The 18,526-nt window shown below is 71.9% G+C and carries 20 protein-coding genes; 7 read left to right on the top strand and 13 right to left on the bottom strand.

Going from position 1 to position 18,526, the window contains the following annotated elements:
* Positions 1-104 precede the first annotated feature (104 nt).
* Positions 105-761 carry a response regulator transcription factor gene (locus ACQPY4_RS36630; RefSeq protein ID WP_433329049.1) on the top strand — a complete coding sequence of 219 codons (657 nt, stop codon included), beginning with the start codon at positions 105-107 and terminating at the stop codon, positions 759-761.
* Entirely contained in the window at positions 758-1,966 is a 1,209-nt protein-coding gene (locus ACQPY4_RS36625) for a sensor histidine kinase (RefSeq protein WP_433329047.1), read from the top strand. The genes ACQPY4_RS36630 and ACQPY4_RS36625 overlap by 4 nt, the downstream gene beginning before the upstream one ends.
* Here the strand turns inward: ACQPY4_RS36625 and ACQPY4_RS36620 are convergent.
* Positions 1,947-2,519: a TetR/AcrR family transcriptional regulator gene (locus tag ACQPY4_RS36620; protein WP_433329045.1), complete on the bottom strand. Its 573-nt coding sequence runs from the start codon at positions 2,517-2,519 to the stop codon at positions 1,947-1,949. The two genes, ACQPY4_RS36625 and ACQPY4_RS36620, sit on opposite strands and share 20 nt — an antisense overlap.
* A gap of 71 nt (positions 2,520-2,590) precedes the next feature.
* Here ACQPY4_RS36620 and ACQPY4_RS36615 point away from each other — a divergent pair, with 71 nt between their 5' ends.
* Positions 2,591-3,592 (top strand): zinc-dependent alcohol dehydrogenase, encoded by a 1,002-nt coding sequence (locus ACQPY4_RS36615; protein WP_433329043.1) that lies wholly within the window; start codon positions 2,591-2,593, stop codon positions 3,590-3,592.
* Here ACQPY4_RS36615 and ACQPY4_RS36610 read toward each other — a convergent pair.
* Positions 3,553-4,935 (bottom strand): FAD/NAD(P)-binding protein, encoded by a 1,383-nt coding sequence (locus tag ACQPY4_RS36610; RefSeq protein WP_433329041.1) that lies wholly within the window; start codon positions 4,933-4,935, stop codon positions 3,553-3,555. The genes ACQPY4_RS36615 and ACQPY4_RS36610 overlap by 40 nt on opposite strands.
* An 87-nt stretch (positions 4,936-5,022) precedes the next feature.
* Here ACQPY4_RS36610 and ACQPY4_RS36605 point away from each other — a divergent pair, with 87 nt between their 5' ends.
* Genes ACQPY4_RS36605 through ACQPY4_RS36595 form a run of 3 tightly spaced genes read left to right on the top strand, consistent with a single transcriptional unit; the run spans position 5,023 to position 7,812 of the window.
* Positions 5,023-6,123 carry a helix-turn-helix domain-containing protein gene (locus ACQPY4_RS36605; RefSeq protein ID WP_433329039.1) on the top strand — a complete coding sequence of 367 codons (1,101 nt, stop codon included), beginning with the start codon at positions 5,023-5,025 and terminating at the stop codon, positions 6,121-6,123.
* Entirely contained in the window at positions 6,080-7,159 is a 1,080-nt protein-coding gene (locus ACQPY4_RS36600; RefSeq protein WP_433329037.1) for an adenosine deaminase, read from the top strand. Before ACQPY4_RS36605 ends, ACQPY4_RS36600 begins: the two co-directional genes overlap by 44 nt.
* Positions 7,160-7,206: 47 nt before the next feature.
* Complete coding sequence (locus tag ACQPY4_RS36595; protein ID WP_433329035.1) at positions 7,207-7,812, top strand: PH domain-containing protein; 606 nt, start codon at positions 7,207-7,209, stop codon at positions 7,810-7,812.
* Here ACQPY4_RS36595 and ACQPY4_RS36590 read toward each other — a convergent pair.
* Genes ACQPY4_RS36590 through ACQPY4_RS36580 form a run of 3 tightly spaced genes read right to left on the bottom strand, consistent with a single transcriptional unit; the run spans position 7,794 to position 10,727 of the window.
* Positions 7,794-9,437, bottom strand: coding sequence for a phospho-sugar mutase (locus tag ACQPY4_RS36590; RefSeq protein WP_433329033.1), 1,644 nt, complete (start codon positions 9,435-9,437; stop codon positions 7,794-7,796). The two genes, ACQPY4_RS36595 and ACQPY4_RS36590, sit on opposite strands and share 19 nt — an antisense overlap.
* Positions 9,438-9,445: 8 nt before the next feature.
* On the bottom strand, positions 9,446-10,246 hold the full coding sequence (locus ACQPY4_RS36585) for a purine-nucleoside phosphorylase (RefSeq protein ID WP_433329031.1): 801 nt from the start codon (positions 10,244-10,246) through the stop codon (positions 9,446-9,448).
* Positions 10,247-10,274: 28 nt separating this feature from the next.
* Positions 10,275-10,727: a gamma-glutamylcyclotransferase gene (locus ACQPY4_RS36580; protein ID WP_433329029.1), complete on the bottom strand. Its 453-nt coding sequence runs from the start codon at positions 10,725-10,727 to the stop codon at positions 10,275-10,277.
* Positions 10,728-10,793: 66 nt separating this feature from the next.
* Here ACQPY4_RS36580 and ACQPY4_RS36575 point away from each other — a divergent pair, with 66 nt between their 5' ends.
* Entirely contained in the window at positions 10,794-12,179 is a 1,386-nt protein-coding gene (locus tag ACQPY4_RS36575; RefSeq protein WP_433329027.1) for an NAD(P)H-quinone dehydrogenase, read from the top strand.
* Positions 12,180-12,212: 33 nt separating this feature from the next.
* Here ACQPY4_RS36575 and ACQPY4_RS36570 read toward each other — a convergent pair whose 3' ends face one another.
* The 8 genes from ACQPY4_RS36570 to rpmG all read right to left on the bottom strand — a co-directional run bounded on the left by ACQPY4_RS36570 (position 12,213) and on the right by rpmG (position 18,478).
* Positions 12,213-13,454 carry a hypothetical protein gene (locus ACQPY4_RS36570; RefSeq protein WP_433329025.1) on the bottom strand — a complete coding sequence of 414 codons (1,242 nt, stop codon included), beginning with the start codon at positions 13,452-13,454 and terminating at the stop codon, positions 12,213-12,215.
* A 10-nt stretch (positions 13,455-13,464) separates the two neighbouring features.
* Positions 13,465-14,682 carry a PucR family transcriptional regulator gene (locus ACQPY4_RS36565; protein ID WP_433329023.1) on the bottom strand — a complete coding sequence of 406 codons (1,218 nt, stop codon included), beginning with the start codon at positions 14,680-14,682 and terminating at the stop codon, positions 13,465-13,467.
* 93 nt (positions 14,683-14,775) lie between these two features.
* The gene (locus ACQPY4_RS36560; RefSeq protein WP_433329021.1) at positions 14,776-15,498 is read right to left on the bottom strand and encodes a cutinase family protein; all 723 of its coding nucleotides are present in this window, start codon (positions 15,496-15,498) and stop codon (positions 14,776-14,778) included.
* Between the two features lie 117 nt (positions 15,499-15,615).
* On the bottom strand, positions 15,616-17,379 hold the full coding sequence (locus ACQPY4_RS36555; protein ID WP_433329019.1) for an acetyl/propionyl/methylcrotonyl-CoA carboxylase subunit alpha: 1,764 nt from the start codon (positions 17,377-17,379) through the stop codon (positions 15,616-15,618).
* Between the two features lie 145 nt (positions 17,380-17,524).
* Positions 17,525-17,830: a 30S ribosomal protein S14 gene (gene rpsN, locus ACQPY4_RS36550; protein ID WP_433329017.1), complete on the bottom strand. Its 306-nt coding sequence runs from the start codon at positions 17,828-17,830 to the stop codon at positions 17,525-17,527.
* Positions 17,830-18,066, bottom strand: a complete 237-nt coding sequence (rpmB, locus tag ACQPY4_RS36545; protein ID WP_433329015.1) for a 50S ribosomal protein L28 — start codon at positions 18,064-18,066, stop codon at positions 17,830-17,832. The genes rpsN and rpmB overlap by 1 nt, the downstream gene beginning before the upstream one ends.
* Positions 18,066-18,317, bottom strand: coding sequence for a type B 50S ribosomal protein L31 (locus ACQPY4_RS36540; RefSeq protein ID WP_433329013.1), 252 nt, complete (start codon positions 18,315-18,317; stop codon positions 18,066-18,068). Before ACQPY4_RS36540 ends, rpmB begins: the two co-directional genes overlap by 1 nt.
* The gene (rpmG, locus tag ACQPY4_RS36535; protein ID WP_433329011.1) at positions 18,314-18,478 is read right to left on the bottom strand and encodes a 50S ribosomal protein L33; all 165 of its coding nucleotides are present in this window, start codon (positions 18,476-18,478) and stop codon (positions 18,314-18,316) included. Before rpmG ends, ACQPY4_RS36540 begins: the two co-directional genes overlap by 4 nt.
* Between the last annotated feature and the right edge of the window lie 48 nt (positions 18,479-18,526).

The following is an 18,526-nucleotide window of genomic DNA, read 5'->3' as shown; positions in this document are numbered from 1 at the left end:
AGAAGCGACCGGGCGGTCAACCTCCCGTCACCGGAAAGAGTGACGCTGAGGTGACGCGCGCGGCGTGCATGATGGGCGGCTGAAGATCGATTCCCGGAGGGCCGATGCGCGTACTGATCGCCGAGGACGAGCGGATGCTCGCCGACTCGATCGCCGAGGGCCTGCGCCAGGAGGCACTGGCGGTCGACGTCGCCTACGACGGCGCGGGGGCGCTGGAACGGCTCCAGGTCAACGACTACGACGTGCTGGTCCTCGACCGCGACCTGCCGGGCGTGCACGGCGACGAGGTGTGCCGGTCGATCGTCGACTCGGGCGCCCTGGTCCGGGTGCTGATGCTCACCGCGGCGGGCGACGTGTCCGCCCGGGTGGAGGGCCTCACGCTCGGCGCCGACGACTACCTGCCCAAGCCGTTCGACTTCGCCGAGCTGGTCGCCCGGGTGCTGGCGCTTGGCCGCCGGTCGCGTCCGGCCGATCCGCCGGTGCTGGAACGGGCGGGCCTGCGGCTCGACCGGGCCCGGCGGCAGGTCTACCGCGACGGCCACTACGTCCCGCTGGCGCGCAAGGAGTTCGGGGTGCTCGCCGAGCTGATGCGGGCGGACGGCGCGGTCGTCTCCAGCGAGCAGCTGCTGGAGAAGGTCTGGGACGAGTACGCCGACCCTTTCACCCACACCGTCCGGATGACCCTGATGAAGCTGCGCCGCAAGCTCGGCGACCCGCCGATCATCGAAACCGTCCCGGGAGCGGGGTACCGCATTCCATGAACCTGTCCATCCGCGTCCGCCTCACGCTGGTCTACAGCGTGCTGATCTTCACCGTCGGGGTGCTCGTCCTGGCGGGCTGCTTCTTCCTGGTGAAGGCCAACCTGAACGCCACCTTCTCCGACCAGGTGTCGCCCCGCGAGATCCAGCAGTCGGTGCAATGTGCCGGCCAAGGGTGCTACCCGTTCCAGCCGGGCAGCAAGGAGTACAGGATCGCTGATGAGCAGGGCCTGGTCGTCGCGAGCCAGTTCAAGGACCGGAGCCTGCGGAACCTGACCACCTGGGGCTTGGGCGCGGTCGCGGTACTGGGCGTCATCGCGTGCGCCCTGGGCTGGCTCATGTCCGGATGGGCCCTGCGGCCGATCCGGAAGGTGACCGACTCGGCCCGGCGGGTGGCGCAGAGCCAGGATCTCGCCGGCCGTATCTCCTACCGGGGCGGGCGCGACGAGCTGAGGGACCTGGCCGAGACCTGTGACGTCGTCTTCGCCCGGCTGGCGCTGGTCTTCGACGGCCAGCGGCGCTTCGTCGCCAACGCGGCGCACGAACTGCGCACGCCGCTCACCATCAACCGGACGATGGTGGACGTCGCGATCCGGCGGCCCGACGCCAGCGACGACGTCAAACGCCTGGGCGAGTCGCTGCTGGTGGTCAACGCCCGGCACGAGCTCCTGGTGGAGCGGCTGCTGGCCCTCGCCGACAGCGAGCGCCGGGTGGTGGCCCGCCGCCCGTTCGACCTCAGAGACGTGGTCGAGAACGTTCTCGACCACGCCGAGCAGGAGGCCGGGGAGCGCGGCGTGACCGTGCACCGGCTGCTGGACGGCGCCCCCGCCGCCGGTGACGCGGTGCTGCTGGAGCGGCTCGCGCAGAACCTGGTCGAGAACGCGATCCGGCACAACGAGGAGAAGGGGGGCCAGGTCTGGGTGACCACCCGGGCCCGGAACGGCGGGGCCGAGCTGACGGTCGCCAACACCGGCCCGATGGTGGCCGTCTACGAGATCGAGGCGATCTTCGAGCCGTTCCGCCGCCTCAACGGCGACCGGCTGACCTCCTACCAGGGCAGCGGCCTGGGCCTGTCGATCGTCCAGGCCATCGCCACCGCCCACGACGGCTCGGTGACCGCCGTTCCCCGCACCGATGGCGGGCTCACGATCACGGTCGAGCTTCCCGGCCAGGACGCCGAGAGCGGGGTCAGCGGGGCTGTGCGGTGATGAGGGCGGCCAGCAGGTCGGCGGTCTCGGTGAGGGGCTCGGGGGAGTGGCGGGCGCGGGCCAGCAGGAGCGCGCCTTCGATGGCGGCGATCGCGTGGCGGGCCAGGGCGTCGGGCGAGGGGTGGCCCGCGGTGCGCAGGACGTCGGCGAGCACTTGGGTCCAGGACGCCAGGGCGTGGTCGGCGGCTCGGCGGATCGGCTCGGAGTCGGCGGCCATCTCCAGCGTGATGGTGGCGATGGGGCAGCCCTGGCGGTAGCCGGAGCGCTCCAGCGTCCGGGCCTGTCCGGCGGCGTAGGCGCGGACGAAGTCGGCCGGGTCGGGTGTGGACGCGGCTAGCTCGCGCAGGAGGGCCTCGCCGGTCGTGCCCGCGACCGTGACGGCCTCGACGGCGAGCTGCTCCTTGCCCTCGGGGAAGTGGAAATAGAACGAGCCCTTGGGGGCGCCGCTGGCCTCGATGATCTGTGTGAGCCCGGTGGCGCTGTAGCCCTGCTCCTGGAACAGGCGGGCGGCGGTGCGGACGAACTTCTCGCGGGCGTCGGACTTTCGGGGCATGGCGTTCCCAGGGTTGTATGGTGATCGCCATAGTTCTACTATGGCGATCACCATAGTAGAACGGAGTCGTCATGAGGTCACTGTGCCTTGTCGAGCCCGGACGGGTGGAGTGGCGCGACGCGCCCGAACCGCGGTTGTCCGGAGGGCGCGACGCGATCGTGGCGCCGGTCGCCTCGGGGCGTTGTGACTGGGACCGGTCCGTGGTGGCGGGTGTCGCCCCCTTCCGGGGGCCGTTCGCCATCGGGCATGAGGGTGTGGCTCGGGTGGTGGACGTCGGTGAGCGTGTGGCCGGGGTCGTCCCGGGTGACCTTGTGGTCGTCCCGCCGCACATCAGTTGCGGGGAGTGCGGCCGGTGCCGAGGTGGTCTCACCGCTCACTGTGAGGCGACGCCGCCGGGCGCGGCCTTCGGTGTTCCCGGAGGCGGGACGTGGGGCGGGATGTTCGACGACCTGGTGCGCGTCCCGTATGCGGACACGATGCTCACGCCCGTGCCGGACGGGGTCGCCCCGGTGGACGCCGTGACCGCGGCCGACAGCCTCAGCCTCGGCTACGCGATCATCTCCGGCCAGCTTGCGGCCGGACGCCGCAGCGTCGCGGTCTTCGGCTTCGGCGACCACGGGCTCTTCCAGACGGCGTTCGCTGTGGCGCTTGGCGCTGAGACCGTCGTCTACATCGATGACGACCCCGACCGGCGCGCGTTGGCCGAGGACCTGGGTGCCCATGCTGTCTCGGGGCCGCCCGACCGCGCCCACGGGGCCTTCGACCTGATCGTGGACGCCGCCGGGGATCTGGCCTGGCTGCGCCGTGCAGTTCATCTGCTCGAACCGGGTGGTGTGATCGAGTGCCTCGGCGGCTACTTCGGCGACATTCCGCTCGCCGGGTTCGCGATGTACACGCGCGGCGTCAGCGTGAACTTCGGCCAGGGCAACAACCTCCCGGCCATCCCCGCCACGCTGGACGCCGTCGCGCGGGGCCTCGTCCGGCCGTCGGAACTGTGGATCACTCGCGTGGACTGGGACGACCTCCCGGCGGCCTACGTGGACGAGCCGCGCAAGCTGGTCGCGACCGTGTGACCCCGGGCGGCGAGCCCCGGAATGCTCGTGGTGAGGAAGAATCCGCCGCCTGCCAGGTCGCCGATTATGGGGTGGTCAGGGCCGGTCACCAGGCCGCCGGAGTCGTGCAGCGAGGCGCCCGCGTCCAGCAGTGCGCTCACCAGCGGCTCGGCCCCCTGGGGGATTGAGTGCGGCGGCGGGTTGACCGCGTTGACGACCACGTCGGCGGTCGTGTCCCGGTCGGCGGTGATCCGGAAACCGGGCTCGATCTTCTGGACGCCCGCGACCATCGTGGCCTGGCCGGAGTCGAACAGGTCCAGGAGGGTGGCCGCGTTGCCCGGCACCATGGGGGAGGCGAGGCTGGCGACGGCGCGGAAATACGTGCCGCGCAGGAGGTCGCGCTCGTGGGCGGGAAGCAGGCGCCAGGCGCGCGGGCCGAGGGTGTGCGCGGCCTGCTGGAGGACGCGCCTGCCCAGGCCCGGCGCGTCGGTTTGGGCGAGTTGCCGCCGCAGGCGGGCGATCGGGTCCTCGTCGCGGACGGCGGCGATCTCCGAGGTGAGTTCGCTCAGGTCCTGCCCCAGGTCGGCCAGTTCGGCATCCAGGAGTGCGCGCAGGCCGTCGAGCGTGACGGGCTCGTCCCCGATGGTGTCCAGGTGGCGGGGCTCGAACCGGAACGGACGCTGCCACACGGCGGGGAGGACGCCCTCGCGGGACAGGAAGGCGATATGCCCCTGATGGCCGCGTGCGGCGAGGGAGACCGCGATGTCGACGGCGGTCAGGCCGCTGCCGACGATCGCGACGTCCCGGTCCAGGCCGATCTGGTCGAGCGTGGACGCGAGCGGGTACGGGTCGCGGACGAACCCGGGGGCGCCGCCAAGTCCGTAATGGTCACGAGGGGTTCCGCCTCCGATACAGAGCGCGGCGCGGTCGATGGCGTGCTGTTCCCCGTCGTCGGTCGTCAGAGCGTTCCCGGAGAGGCCGGTCACCCGGGCGCGGACGATTCTGGTCCGCCAGCCCGCCGCCCGGAGGGCCTTCAGGGCCGCCTCGGCGGTGTCCTCCAGGTAGCTCCCGTAAAGCGCGCGCGGGACGATCGGTTGCCCGAACCGGGTGTCGAGATGGTCGGCGGCCCGGTCGCCCAGCCAGCGGGCGTAGTGCTCGGGATCGCCGTGCCTGGCGGACATGATCACGGGCGGGGCGTTGACCCGGACGGCGTCCAGGTCGGGCTGGTAGGCGCGGCCGCGCCAGAGATGGGGCGACGGCTCGAAGACCGTGACCGTGGCCGGGGGGCCGTCCGTTCGTGACAGCGCGTCGAGAAACCCCACCGCGGCGGCTCCCGCGCCGATGACTCCGATGTTTGTGCTCATGCTCTGGAGCCTGGCCGGGGGCGGGCGAGGCCCCCATCCCTCAAACGAGGGGTTCGGCCGACGTGATCGTTGGGGCACTCTGGGGGCATGAACCGCACCGACGAGGCCCTGGCCCTTTTCACCCGGGCGTCCGCGCGGCTGCGCCGGACGGTGGCCTTCGACGCGGCGGCCTGGTCGGCCACCGATCCCGAGACCGGGCTGGTCACCGCGCCGATGTGGGTCCAGAACCTCGACGGTGGCTCGCAGTGCCACTCCTACTGGGAGTGCGAGCTGCTCGAGGAGACCGTGATCCCGTTCCGTGATCTGGCACGCGCCCCGGCGGCGGCGGGCGCGCTCCACTGGAACACCGGCGACGTCCCCGACCGCAGCGCCCAATACCGCAGACTCCGGCGCCAGGGCCTGATGGACGAGCTGCGCGCCGTCATGCGGGTCGGGCACCGGCCCTGGGGTGTGGTGAGCCTGTTCCGCGACGGTGGCCGCGAACCGTTCGGCCCGGACGAGATCGCCGCCGTCGCCCGGTTCGTCGAGCCGATGGGGGCCCGGCTGCGCTCGCTCGCCCAGCCCGCGCCCGCCGCGGAGCGGTCCGGGGTCTCGGCTCCGGGCATGCTCCTGTTCGGCCCGGACGGCGCGCCCACCTCGATCAACGACGAGGCCAGGCACTACCTGTCGCTGCTGCCCGACGGCCCGTCCGAGCCGTCCCGGCTGGGGGTGCGGTTGCCCATCTGGGTGATCGGCGCCGCCTTCCAAGCGCGCGCGGGCCGCGCCGCCCGGGTGCGCATCCGCACCCGGGAGGGCCACTGGCTGGTCTGCCACGCGTCGTGCCTGGACGCCGCCGAAGGCGGCCCGGGTCCCACCGCGGTGATCATCGAGCCCGCCCCGGCGTCCGAGATGGCCCCGATCATCGCCGACGCCTACGAGCTGTCGCCGCGCGAGCTGGAGATCACCCAGCTGGTCGCCCGGGGCCTGTCCACCGGCGAGATCGCCGCCGCGCTGTTCATCTCGGCGCACACCGTCCGCGACCATCTCAAGGCGGTCTTCGAGAAGACGGGCGTCTCCAGCCGGGGCGGGCTGGTCGCCAGGCTGTTCACCGAGAACTACTGGCCGCTCCGCGACCGCGCAGGTCGGGGAGATGTAGAGTCTCAAGATGGACGATCGCCCGACTCTCGACGCCATCCGGCGCGCGCCTAAGGTGCTGCTGCACGACCATCTCGACGGTGGGCTGCGGCCCGAGACCATCGTCGATCTCGCCCGTGAGAGCGGCTACGGCGATCTTCCCACGCGGGATCCCGCCCAGCTGGGCGCCTGGTTCGCCGAGATGTCGAACTCGGGCTCCCTGGAGCGTTATCTGGAGACCTTCTCGCACACCGTCGGCGTGATGCAGTCGGCCGAGGCGCTCGAACGGGTCGCCTACGAGTGCGCCGAAGACCTGGCGCGCGACGGCGTCGTGTACGCCGAGGTGCGGTACGCGCCCGAGCTGCACCTGGGCGGCGGGCTCAGTCTTGAGCAGGTCGTCGAGGCCGTGCTCAAGGGCTTCGCCGACGGCGGGCGCGACCACGGCGTCCAGGTCGGGGCGCTGGTCACCGCGATGCGGCACCAGGCGCGCAGCATGGAGATCGCCGAGCTGGCCGTCCGGTACCGCGACGTCGGCGTCGTCGGCTTCGACATCGCGGGCGCCGAGGCGGGCTACCCGCCCACCCGCCACCTGGACGCCTTCGAGTACCTCCAGCGCGAGAACGCCCACTTCACCATCCACGCGGGCGAGGGCTTCGGGCTGCCGTCGATCTGGCAGGCGATCCAGTGGTGCGGCGCCGACCGGCTCGGCCACGGCGTGCGGATCATCGACGACATCGTCGTCGCGGACGGCCAGGCCCCCGAGCTGGGACGGCTGGCCGACTACGTGCGCGACAAGCGGATCCCGCTGGAGATGTGCCCGACGTCCAACATCCAGACCGGCGCCGCCAAGTCGATCGCCGAGCACCCGATCGGGCTGCTGCGCCAGCTGAGCTTCCGGGTCACGGTCAACACCGACAACCGGCTGATGAGCGGCACCAGCCTCTCGCAGGAGTTCGCCAAGCTCGTCGACGCCTTCGGCTACGGCTGGGACGACCTGCAGTGGTTCACGGTCAACGCGATGAAGTCGGCCTTCATCGGGTTCACCGAGCGGCTCGAACTGATCAACCGGGTGATCAAGCCGGGCTTCGCCGAGCTCAAGCGGGAGGCATGACCGCGCAGCCGGGGTCCCGGTGGCGCCCTGCTGGCATGATCGGGGCTATGAGCCCGCTGCTGACCATCCGCTCCACCGCCGCGCGTGTGGGTGCCTTCGCGTGGCTGGTGTTCGCCGCGCTGAACCTCGTCGACCTGGCCGCGCGCGGAGACGACCTCACTGCGGTCGTCATGGCCGTCCTGCTGCTGTTCGGCTGCGGCCTGGCCTACGTGCTGGGGCTGCGTCCGGCGATCATCGGGGACGAGGCGGGGCTCACCGTCCGCAACCCGCTGCGCGACGTCCGGGCCTCGTGGCGGGCGGTCAAGGCGGTCGAGGGACGCACCGCGGTGACGGTCCGGTTCGCCGACGCCGCGGGCGGCGACCTGACGGTGAGGGCCTGGGTTCTCCAGACCTCGCCGCGCGCCCAGGCCAAGGCCGAGCGCCGCGCCGAGCGCGACGCCCGGCACGCGCCCAACGCGGCCGCCGTCAAGGCCGTGAAGGGCCGCACCCCGACCATGTACGTGGCCAAGCAGCTCAACGATCTTGCGGAAGCCCACCGGAGCAAGAGCCAGGACAAGACCGGCTCGATCACCTGGTCGATCCCGGCGATCGCCGTCCTGGCCGTCCCGCTGGCCGCCCTCGTCGCGCTGGGAATCTACGGCGCGATCAGCTGAGCCAGATCGGCCCGCAGCGCCTCCAGATCGTCGCGCGCCCGCGCGCGCAGCGGGCCGAGGTCGGCGCCGTCCGGCACCGGGAGCACCACCTGGAGATAGCACTTGAGCTTGGGTTCCGTGCCTGACGGGCGCACCACGACCCGCGCCGAGCCACCGGCGTCCCCGGCCGAGAGCCGGTAACGCAGGCCGTCGGTCGGCGGCAGGCCCCCGATGCCGAGCGCCAGGTCGTCGTACGCCTCGACGGCGCGCCCGCCCAGACGCGCGGGCGGACGGGCCCGCAGCCCGGCCATCGCCTCGATGATCAGCGAGAGGTCCGAGACCCGGATCGACAGCTGGGACGTCGCGTGCAGCCCGTACCGGCGGGCCTGGTCGTCCAGGAGGTCCTGGACGGTCCGGCCCCCGCGCGCCGCCTCGGCCGCCAGCGCGGCGAACGTCAGGGCGGCGCCGATGCCGTCCTTGTCGCGGACCACGACCCCGCCGTCACCGCCGACGCTGTGGCCCAGGGCCTCCTCGTAGCCGAACACCAGCCGGTCGTCCGGGCCCCCGGCCTTCATGATCCATTTGAAGCCGGTGAGCGACTCGGCCGAACGCACCCCGTGGGCGCGGGCGATCGGGCCCAGCAGCGACGACGAGACGATCGTGGTCACGATCAACCGGTCGTCGCCCCGGGTGTGCCGCAGGACGTGCTCGGCGAGCAACCCGCCCACCTCGTCCCCCGTCAGGGCACGCCAGCCCTCGGGGCCGGGGATCGCCACCGCGCAGCGATCGGCGTCCGGGTCGTTGGCGATCACCAGATCGGCGCCCGAACCGGCCGCGAGACCGAGCACCAGGTCCATGGCGCCGGGCTCCTCGGGATTGGGGAACGCCACCGTGGAGAAGTCGGGATCGGGGTCGGCCTGCTCGGCCACCACCGAAGGCGCCGGGAACCCCGCCCGCTCGAACGCGCGCAGGAAGACGTCGCGTCCCACCCCGTGCAGCGGCGTGTAGGCGATCGAGACCTCGCGGGCCTCTCCCAGCGGGAGGCCCGCCAGCGCGTCGAGATACGCCTGGACGATCTCGTCGCCCAGGACCGTCCAGCCCGCGCCCAGCGGCAGCGCGTCCACCCGTCCGACCGCGTCGATCGCCGCCGAGATCTCCGCGTCGAGCGGCGGGACGATCTGCGCCCCGTCGCCCCAATAGACCTTGTAGCCGTTGTCGCGCGGCGGATTGTGGCTCGCGGTCACCATGACCCCGGCCGCCGCGCCCAGATGCGTCACCGCGAAGGCCAGCACCGGAGTGGGCAGCGGGCCCGGCAGCAGCCACGCCTTCATCCCCGCCCCGGTCACCACCGCCGCCGTGTCGAGCGCGAACCGCTCCGACCCGTGCCGCGCGTCGTAGCCGATCACCACGCCGTCCCCGGGACGCAGCCGGGCCGCCAGCCCCGCGGCGGCGCGCATCACCGTCACCCGGTTCATCCGGTTCGGGCCCGCGCCCAGCTCACCGCGCAGGCCCGCCGTCCCGAACTCCAGCCGGGCGCCGAACCGGTCGGCCAGCGCCGCCTCGTCGCCGTCGCGCAGCAGCCGCTCCAGCTCCGCGCGGGTCTGCGGGTCGGGGTCCTGCGCCAGCCAGGTCTCGTACTCGTTCATCGGCGGCCTCAGAGCTTGGTGAGGAACGTTCCGAGCAACGTCCCCATACGGGACGCCGCCGCCCGGCCCTCGGCCAGGACCTCCTCGTGGTCGAGGGTCTGGTCCGACAGCCCCGCCGCCACATTGGTCACCAGCGAGACGCCCAGCACCTCGGCGCCGCCCTCGCGGGCCGCGATCGTCTCCAGGATCGTCGACATGCCGATCATGTCGGCGCCCATCGTCCGCAGCATCCGGATCTCGGCGGGCGTCTCGTAGGTCGGGCCGCGGAACGCCGCGTAGACGCCCTCGGCCAGCGTCGGGTCGATCTCGCGGGCCAGCGCCCGCAGCCGCTTCGAATACGCCTCGGTCAGATCGAGGAACGTGGCGCCGGTCAGCGGGTTCACCCCGGTCAGATTGAGATGGTCGGAGATCAGCACCGGTTCGCCGACCTTCTGGCGCTCGGGCCGCAGCCCTCCCGCCGCGTTGGTCAGCACCACCGTCGACACCCCGGCGGCCAGCGCCGTCCGCACCCCGTGCACCACGGGGTCGACGCCTCGTCCCTCGTACAGATGCGTCCGGCCGAGGAACACCAGGGCCCGGCGCCCGCCGATCTCGATCACCCGGATGCGTCCCGCGTGGCCCTCGACGGCCGGAGGCGCGAACCCGGGCAGCTCGGTCACGCCGATCTCGGCCACGGGCTCCCCGAGCGCTTCGGCGGCCGGGACCCAGCCCGAACCCATCACCAGGGCGACGTCGAAGGAGTCGAAGGAGGTGCGGGCGCGCAGCTGCTCCGCCGCCGCCCGCGCCAGTTCAAAGGCGTCGTTGTTCACCGGGACGACACTACCGCTGCGATCGGCGTCAGTCGCCCAGGGACTTGCACGCGCGACCGCGCAGGTCCTTCACGTAGTCGTCGGGCGCCGCCGCGGCCTCCGCCGCGTCGGCCAGGATGCCCAGATACCGCGCCGAGGGCAGCCCGCCCTCATAGTCGTCCAGGACGTAGAGCCAGCACAGGACGTCGCCGTCCAGCGTCGACACCCGGACCCTGATCTTGCGGTAGACGCCCAGGGCCGCGCCCTCCCAGGCGTCCAGCTCCTTCTCGTCCCAGTCGGGCACGTCGTACAGGACGACGAACACGTGGGCGTCGGGGTCTTCGACCACCGTGGCCAGCGCGCCGTCCCACCCGACGTCCTGCCCGCCGAAGGTCAGCCGCCAGCCCTGCAGCCAGCCCGTTCCACGCATCGGCGAGTGCGGAGCCCGCGTCGCCATCTGCTCGGGATCCATGTTGGAGGCGTACGCCGCATACAGGGTCACGGTCGCCAAGCGTACGCGCCGAACCCCCGCGTCGGGGCACTGCCGGGAGTGCGAAACAATGGACGCGTGACACGCATCGTGATTATCGGAGGAGGCCCCGGCGGCTACGAGGCCGCCCTCGTCGCCGCGCAGCTCGGCGCCGACGTGACGGTGGTGGAACGTGACGGCCCCGGCGGCGCCTGCGTGCTCACCGACTGCGTCCCCTCCAAGACGCTCATCGCCACCTCGACCCGCATGGCCGTCATGTCCGAGTCCGCGGGCCTCGGCCTGAAGTTCAGCGGCGGTCCCGACGGCATCGTCGGCGGCCTGGAGGTCGACCTCCCCGTCGTCAACAAGCGCGTGAAGGACCTGGCGCGGGCCCAGTCGTTCGACGTCGCCGAGCGCCTCGCCTACGAAGAGGTCAAGATCGTCCGTGGTGAGGCCCGGCTGGCCGAGCCGCATGTCGTCGCGGTCGGCGAGCGCCGCATCCACGCCGACGTGATCCTGGTCGCCACCGGCGCCACGCCCCGCGTCCTGCCCGGCGCCGAGCCCGACGGCGAGCGCATCCTCAACTGGCGCCAGCTCTACGACCTGCCCGAGCTCCCCGAAGAGCTGATCGTCGTCGGCTCCGGCGTCACCGGCGCCGAGCTCGCGGGCGCCTACCTGTCCCTGGGCTCCCGGGTGACGCTGGTCTCGTCCCGCGACCGCATCCTGCCCACCGAGGACGCCGACGCCGCGTCCGTCCTGCAGGAGGTCTTCCTGCGCCGCGGCATGAACGTCATGTCCCGCTCCCGCGCCGGAGCCGTCGAGCGCACCGGCGACGGCGTCATCGTCACCCTCGAGGACGGCCGCAAGGTCGAGGGCTCCCACTGCCTCATGACCGTCGGCATGGAGCCCAACACCCGGGGCATCGGCCTGGAGAAGGCCGGGGTCCGCCTCAGCGCCCGGGGCTTCGTCGAGGTCGACAAGGTCTCGCGCACCAGCGTCCCGCACATCTACGCCTCCGGCGACTGCACCGGCATCCTCATGCTGGCCTCCGTCGCGGGCATGCAGGGCCGCATCGCCATGTGGCACGCCCTCGGCGAGGCCGTCCAGCCCCTCAAGCTCGGCTGGGTCTCCTCCAACATCTTCACCGACCCCGAGGTCGCCTCCGTCGGCGTCACCCAGAAGATGGTCGACGTGGGCGAGGTCAACGCCCGCACGGTCATGCTCCCCCTGTTCAGCAACGCCCGCGCCAAGATGCAGGGCTTCGAGGACGGCTTCGTCAAGCTCTTCTGCCGCCCGTCCACCGGCATCGTCCTCGGCGGCGTCATCGTCGCCCCGAGAGCCAGCGAGCTCATCCTCGGCGTCTCCGTCGCCGTCCAGCAACACCTGACCGTCGACCAGGTCGCCCACACCTTCGCCGTCTACCCGTCCCTCTCCGGCAGCATCACCGAAGCCGCCAGAAGACTCATGACCGAACAGCTGTACTAATCCCAGCCGAAGGCCGCGCCCTTCACGCCACCTCTAGAAGCCCCCGAAGTCACCTCCGCCGCCGCCGAAGTCGCCGCCGCCGAAGTCCCAGCCGCCGCCGATGTCTCCGCCGCCGCCGTGGCCGACGCTCATCATCGAGCCGAGCATGGTGCCGATCATCATCCCGCTGACGAGGTCCATGCCCCCGTAGGTGGCGTAGTAGCCGCCCGCGTACGGGGCGTAGGCGGGTCCGGCGTCCCAGTAGGGACGGCGTCCGTCGCCGTAGGGAACCATCCGCGAGTCGGGGTCGTGGCCGTCGAGGACGCGCTGGGCGTCCTCCGGGCAGGCGGGGACGGAGCGCGCCACGCCACCCGGGGGCGCCCAGGTGACGTCCTGGCTGGACGGACCGTGGTTGGGATTGAAGAAGCAGGGCGCGCGGCGCTTGGGGACGGGTTCACCGGCCAGGCGGGAACGCGTGGCCGTCATGTAGAAGCGGCCGTCTTCCAGGGCCTTGGTGACGTTCTCCATGTCCTCCGGACGGGCGGCCTTGTTCGTGGCGAGCTTGGCGTCGTCGTAGGAGTTCATGGCCCGCTCGTAGTCGGACCGGGTGTCGGGGTCGAGCGCGGGGTCCATGACGTCGAGGTCGAGGCGGGCGATGTCCTCGCCGAGCAGCGTGACGTCCTCCTCGACGCCCTTCTTGAGTTCGGCCATCTCCCTGGCCTGGCGTGCGCGGCGACGTTTGCCGGAGACCAGGAAGGCTCCGAAGGCGACGGCGGCGAGCAGGATGATCACGGCGAGCGTCACGAAGCCCGCGACCATGTTCGATTGGGCCTTGTCGTCCGCCTTCTTCTCGGCCAGTCCGGCGAAGCCGACCAGGCGGTCGGCGGGCGCGGCGCCCGGCGTCGAGCGGGCGATCAGCTGGTTGGTCTCCTTCTCGCTGAATTCCTTGGAGAACGCCGCCATCCGGTTGCCGTCGGCGGTGACGGCCACGTAGGTCTTGCCCTTGCCGACGCGGTCGGCGACGTCGTGCAGCATGCGCCGGACGGCCGGAAGGGTCAGGCCGTTCTTGACGATCACGGCTCTGATGTCGGCGTCCTCGGCCCCGGCCAGCGCCTCCGACGTCCTGGCCTTGTCGAGGGGCGACAGCGCGCTTCCGGCCCCCGATGTCACGTACACCCGTGAGTTGATCAGTCCGTTGGCGATCTGCGAGACGTTGTCATCGGCGTGCGCGGGCGCTCCGAGCCCGCCCAGCAGGATCAGGACAGCGGCCAGGGCCGCCGGAAGCGTGAACCTCATGCGTGCCTCCTCACTCGTAAGACGAGCGGGTAAAGCCCTCCGTTCCGTCCACCGTACGCCGGGCCACTTGGGCGTGCAGTACCAGGTGGAGGTCGAGTTGGAGGCGGGGATCGTGAAGATCATGGCCGAACAGGCTCTGGAGCCTGCGGATCCGGTATCGGACGGTTTGCGGATGCACCCGCAGCCGCTGGGCCGCCTTGGTGGCGCTGAACCGGTTCTCGATCAGTGCGAGCAGGGTTTCGGTCATGTCGCGGCGCTGGCGGGGGCGGAGAGCCGCGAGGGGCGCCAGGCGCTGGGCGGCGACCAGGTCCACCAGTTCGCGCTCCCGCATCAGGGTGATCAGCGGCATGTGGTCGGTCGCGACGATCAGTTTCTCGGGGACGATCAGTCCCGCGTCCGCGAGCGCCAGCGCCTGCCTGGCCCAGCGCAGCGACTTGGCGCACTCGGTGATCGCGACGGCGGGGCCGACCGCCGCCGTCCGGTCGTGCAGCCCGGTCTCGATCTGGTGGACCCGGCCGGGGCCGTGCGGATCCGGCATGATCACCACGGGGCCGTCCTCCCCGTATTCGATCAGCGCCTCGGGCGGCAGCGGCGGACGGCGCCGCGGGCCCGGACGCAGCGCGATCACCGCCACGGTGACGGGGACGGCCCACCCGGCCCGCCGCGCCGCCTGGCGGACGTCCGCGATCGGCGGCTCGGGACGCAGGAGCACCTCGATGAGCCGGCGGCGCAGGATCTCCCGGTCCTCGACGGCCCGGGCGCCGGCCTCGGTGTGGCCCGCCGTGACGGCGTCGGCGACGCGGTCGGAGTAGGCGAAGACCGACTGGACGATCCGGCCGAGATCACCGGCCCCGACGCCGAGCCCGTGGCGTTCGGCGCGCTCGGTCAGCCCCGCCACGGCGACGCCCGTCGCGATGCTCGCGGCGGCCCGCCAGGCGCCGAGGTCGCGGCCCCTGCGGGCCTCGCCCGCGCCTACCTGGCGGGCCAGCCGCAGGACCCGCTGGGAGGAGCGGTCGGGGTCTTCCAGGAGATCCACGAAGTGGTCGATCAGCGCCTCGACCATGGTCGGCAGGGCCCTCGCGTCGCGTGGATCGCACGTCCGGAACTGGGGGAGCCGGGCGCGGATTCGCGTGCAGGCCTCGTCAGTCACCTCGCCCACCCAGGGCCGCAGTGCCCGCGACAGCTCCCGCAGCCCGGCCGTCGAGGAGAACTCCACCAGTCGATCCATGGTGACCCCTCCCCGTTGCGCCTCCTTGACGCTCTGTTAGGAAGGGTGACCCAGGGCACATCGGGTGGGCCATACGCCGAACTACGGAGTCGCCTACGTATTCGGGGAGTTCTTGAGCTTGCTCAGCGCGAAGGCGGCCGCGTCCGGACGGCTGGAATCCCAGAAGTAGCCCAGGTGAGCGATCCAGTTGCCGGTGGTCTGGCAGACCAGGTCCCCGGCGTTGCAGCGGTTCTGGATCCGGTCGCGGTAGCGGTCGAGCACGCCCTTCTCCCGGGGGATCCTGGACTGCTTGGCGGGTTCGAAGGTTCCGGTGTTGAACGGTTCTCCCGCGGTGAAACGCACATCGCCGAAGAGCAGGATGGCCGCGATCCGTCCGGGGACGGCGGCCGACACCTCGCCCGCGTCCTTGCCCACGGTGCGCTTGTCCGGCGGCACCAGCGCGTCCCCGACCACCCACGCGCCCTGTGAGTAGCCCATGAGAACCAGCCGCTGCTCAGGGCACCGCCGCACTTCGGCGTTGAGGAGCTCGACCAGGGTGGCGACCCCGGTGTCGGCGCTGCCCGAAGCGGCCGAGGCCGGATAGACCAGCTCGGTGTAGGACGTCCGGCCGGGGAGCCCCTTCTCGATCCTGGCCCCGATCGGCTTCTGCAACAGGCTGCCGCGCTGCGGCTCGGTCGTCCCCCGGGCGGAGACGACCGCGACGGCTTTGCACTCGCCCGCGGCCGGGACGGCGGCCCCCGCCGCCTCCGCGCCCACGGCGAGCCCGAACAGCGAAACACCGGCGCTCGCGGCCGAGATCCATCGCACACGTGCCATGACGACTCCTCCAGCTGGGAAGCAAGGTGTCCTCATGTCTAGTGCGGCCCGGGTTCGCGAACTACTCAATCCAGACCCAAACGCCGGCCCGCCCTGTCACCGGCCGCGCATTGGCCGTCAGGAGTCTTTGATCTCGCAGATGGTCGCGCCGCTGGAGACGGTCTGGCCCACCTCGGCGGCGAGGCCGGTGATGGTGCCGGACTTGTGGGCGTTGAGGGGCTGTTCCATCTTCATCGCCTCAAGGACGACGATGGTGTCGCCCGCCGCCACGGTGGCGCCGTCCTCGACGACGAGCTTGACGATGGTGCCCTGCATGGGGCTGACCAGGGCGTCGCCGGAGGCCTGCGCGGCACCGGCCTTCTTGGCGCTCCGGCGTTTGGCGGGGGCCGCCTTGGCGGCGGCCGGGCCGGCGGCGCCCAGACCCGCGGGCAGGACGACCTCGATGCGCTTGCCGCCCACCTCCACGGTCACGGTCTCGCGTTCCGCCGGGTCGTCGTCGGTGGCCACCGGGGCGTCATAGGGCGCGAGCCGGTTGTCGAACTCGGTCTCGATCCACCGGGTGTGGACGGTGAACGGCTCGCCGTCGACCTCGGGGACGAAGGACGGGTCGTCCAGGACCGCCTTGTGGAAGGGGATGACGGTGGGCATGCCCTCGACGGCGAACTCGGCCAGGGCCCGGCGGGAGCGCTCCACGGCCTGGCGGCGGGTGGCGCCGGTGACGATCAGCTTGGCGATCATGGAGTCGAACTGCTGGGGGACCGTCTGGCCCTCGACGCAGCCGGTGTCGAGCCGGACGCCGGGCCCCGACGGGGTCTGCCAGGTGGTGAGGGTGCCGACGGCCGGGAGGAAGCCGCGTCCCGGGTCTTCGGCGTTGATGCGGAACTCGAAGGAGTGGCCGCGCAGCGGCGGGTCGTCGTAGCCGAGCTCCTCGCCGTCGGCGATGCGGAACATCTCGCGGACCAGGTCGATGCCCGCGACCTCTTCGGTGACAGGGTGCTCGACCTGGAGGCGGGTGTTGACCTCGAGGAACGAGATCGTGCCGTCCTGACCCACGAGGAACTCGCAGGTCCCGGCGCCGACGTAGCCCGCCTCGCGGAGGATCGCCTTGGACGAGGTGTAGAGCAGCTCCCGCTGCTCGTCGTTGAGGAACGGCGCCGGGGCCTCTTCGACCAGCTTCTGGTGGCGGCGCTGCAGGGAGCAGTCGCGGGTGGAGACGACCACGACGTTGCCGTGGCGGTCGGCCAGGCACTGGGTCTCGACATGGCGGGGCTTGTCGAGGTAGCGCTCGACGAAGCACTCGCCGCGGCCGAACGCCGAGACGGCCTCGCGGACGGCCGAGTCGTACATGTCGGCGACCTCGTCGAGGGTGCGGGCGACCTTGAGGCCGCGGCCGCCGCCGCCGAACGCGGCCTTGATCGCGATCGGCAGCCCGTGCTCCTCGGCGAAGGCGACGACCTCGTCCGCGCCGGAGACCGGGTCCTTGGTGCCGGCGACCAGGGGCGCGCCGACCTTCTGGGCGATATGCCTGGCCTGCACCTTGTCGCCGAGGGCGGTGATCGCGGCTGGCGGCGGGCCGATCCAGGTCAGCCCGGCGGCCTCGACCGCGGACGCGAAGTCGGCGTTCTCGGCCAGGAAGCCGTACCCGGGGTGGACGGCGTCCGCCCCGGCCTCCTTGGCGATGCCGAGGATCTTGTCGATGCTCAGATAGCTGTCGGCGGCGCTCTGGCCGCCGAGGGCGTACGCCTCGTCGGCGACCCGCACGTGCAGGGCGTCCAGATCGGGCTCGGCATAGACCGCGACGCTCGTGAGCCCCGCGTCTCGGCAGGCCCGGGCAATACGGACCGCGATCTCGCCGCGGTTGGCGATCAGGACCTTGCGCACGTGGGTCTCCTCCCTCAACCTCGGACGCAGTCTAGATAACCGGCCGGAGGCGGAGTCGTAAGCCCCACCTTATTAGGGGTCGGAGTAGGGGTTCGCCCAGGTGGGCGACCGGCCCAGGGGGGAGGCCCCGGGCCGGTCGCGGGTTCTACCAGCTCGACTTGCGGACGCCGGGAAGCTCGCCCCGGTGGGCCATCTCCCGCATGCGGACGCGGCTGAGCCCGAACTTGCGCAGGTGGCCGCGCGGACGTCCGTCGACGGCGTCCCGGTTGCGGACGCGGGTCGCGCTGGCGTCGCGCGGCTGGCGGCGCAGTTCCCGCGCGGCGGCGTCCTTGATCTCCGGGTCGGTGTGCGGGCCGGCGAGGATCCGCTTCAGCTCGGCCCGCCGCGCGGCGTGGCGCTCGACCGTGGCCCGGCGCCGCTCGTTGGCGGCGATCTTGCTCTTCTTGGCCATCAGATCTTCTCCCCGCGCGCCCGGATCCGGGCCACGGCCGTGTCGATGCCGATCTTGTCGATCGTCTTGATGCCACGGGCGCTCAGCGTCAGCGTCACGTACCGCCGCTCGCTGGGCACCCAGTAGCGCTTGGTCTGGATGTTGAGGTCGAACCGCCGCCGGGTGCGGCGGTGCGAGTGCGACACCTTGTTCCCGAAGCCCGGGCCGCGCCCGGTCAACTGGCAGCGTCGCGCCATCAGGAGCGGCCGCGCGAGTAGCGGCGGTTGAACTTCTCGACCGCGCCCGTGGTGTCCATCAGGCGGCTCTTGCCCGTGTAGAACGGGTGGCTCGCCGACGAGACGTCCACGTCCACGACGGGGTAGACGTTGCCGTCCTCCCACTCGACGGTCTGGTCGCTGACGGCCGTGGACCTGGTCAGGAACGCGAAGTCGGCGCCGCGGTCGCGGAACACGACGGGACGGTATTCGGGGTGGATGTTCGGCTTCATCGTTCCTCCCGGTAGGTGACGTGCCGGCGGATCACCGGGTCGTACTTGCGCAGGCTCAGCCGGTCCGGATCGTTCCGGCGGTTCTTGGTGGTCACGTACGTGTGGCCGGTGCCGGCGGTCGAGCGGAGCTTGATCACCGGACGGAGCTCGTTTCGTGCCACGGGCCTCACCTCCTCGCTGACTATGAGAACATAATGATAATCATTTTC

The sequence above is a fragment of the Spirillospora sp. CA-294931 genome (genome assembly GCF_050946795.1).
GTDB lineage: Bacteria > Actinomycetota > Actinomycetes > Streptosporangiales > Streptosporangiaceae > Spirillospora.
This window is presented reverse-complemented; position numbering and strand designations above follow the sequence as displayed.

What these genes read in the sequence shown, in the direction of transcription:
- ACQPY4_RS36630 (WP_433329049.1), top strand. Translation starts at nt 105, where the DNA reads ATGCGCGTACTGATCGCCGAGGACGAGCGGATGCTCGCCGACTCGATC.
- ACQPY4_RS36625 (WP_433329047.1), top strand. Translation starts at nt 758, where the DNA reads ATGAACCTGTCCATCCGCGTCCGCCTCACGCTGGTCTACAGCGTGCTG.
- ACQPY4_RS36620 (WP_433329045.1), bottom strand. Translation starts at nt 2,519, where the DNA reads ATGCCCCGAAAGTCCGACGCCCGCGAGAAGTTCGTCCGCACCGCCGCC.
- ACQPY4_RS36615 (WP_433329043.1), top strand. Translation starts at nt 2,591, where the DNA reads ATGAGGTCACTGTGCCTTGTCGAGCCCGGACGGGTGGAGTGGCGCGAC.
- ACQPY4_RS36610 (WP_433329041.1), bottom strand. Translation starts at nt 4,935, where the DNA reads ATGAGCACAAACATCGGAGTCATCGGCGCGGGAGCCGCCGCGGTGGGG.
- ACQPY4_RS36605 (WP_433329039.1), top strand. Translation starts at nt 5,023, where the DNA reads ATGAACCGCACCGACGAGGCCCTGGCCCTTTTCACCCGGGCGTCCGCG.
- ACQPY4_RS36600 (WP_433329037.1), top strand. Translation starts at nt 6,080, where the DNA reads ATGGACGATCGCCCGACTCTCGACGCCATCCGGCGCGCGCCTAAGGTG.
- ACQPY4_RS36595 (WP_433329035.1), top strand. Translation starts at nt 7,207, where the DNA reads ATGAGCCCGCTGCTGACCATCCGCTCCACCGCCGCGCGTGTGGGTGCC.
- ACQPY4_RS36590 (WP_433329033.1), bottom strand. Translation starts at nt 9,437, where the DNA reads ATGAACGAGTACGAGACCTGGCTGGCGCAGGACCCCGACCCGCAGACC.
- ACQPY4_RS36570 (WP_433329025.1), bottom strand. Translation starts at nt 13,454, where the DNA reads ATGAGGTTCACGCTTCCGGCGGCCCTGGCCGCTGTCCTGATCCTGCTG.
- ACQPY4_RS36565 (WP_433329023.1), bottom strand. Translation starts at nt 14,682, where the DNA reads ATGGATCGACTGGTGGAGTTCTCCTCGACGGCCGGGCTGCGGGAGCTG.
- ACQPY4_RS36560 (WP_433329021.1), bottom strand. Translation starts at nt 15,498, where the DNA reads ATGGCACGTGTGCGATGGATCTCGGCCGCGAGCGCCGGTGTTTCGCTG.
- rpsN (WP_433329017.1), bottom strand. Translation starts at nt 17,830, where the DNA reads ATGGCCAAGAAGAGCAAGATCGCCGCCAACGAGCGGCGCCGGGCCACG.
- rpmB (WP_433329015.1), bottom strand. Translation starts at nt 18,066, where the DNA reads ATGGCGCGACGCTGCCAGTTGACCGGGCGCGGCCCGGGCTTCGGGAAC.
- ACQPY4_RS36540 (WP_433329013.1), bottom strand. Translation starts at nt 18,317, where the DNA reads ATGAAGCCGAACATCCACCCCGAATACCGTCCCGTCGTGTTCCGCGAC.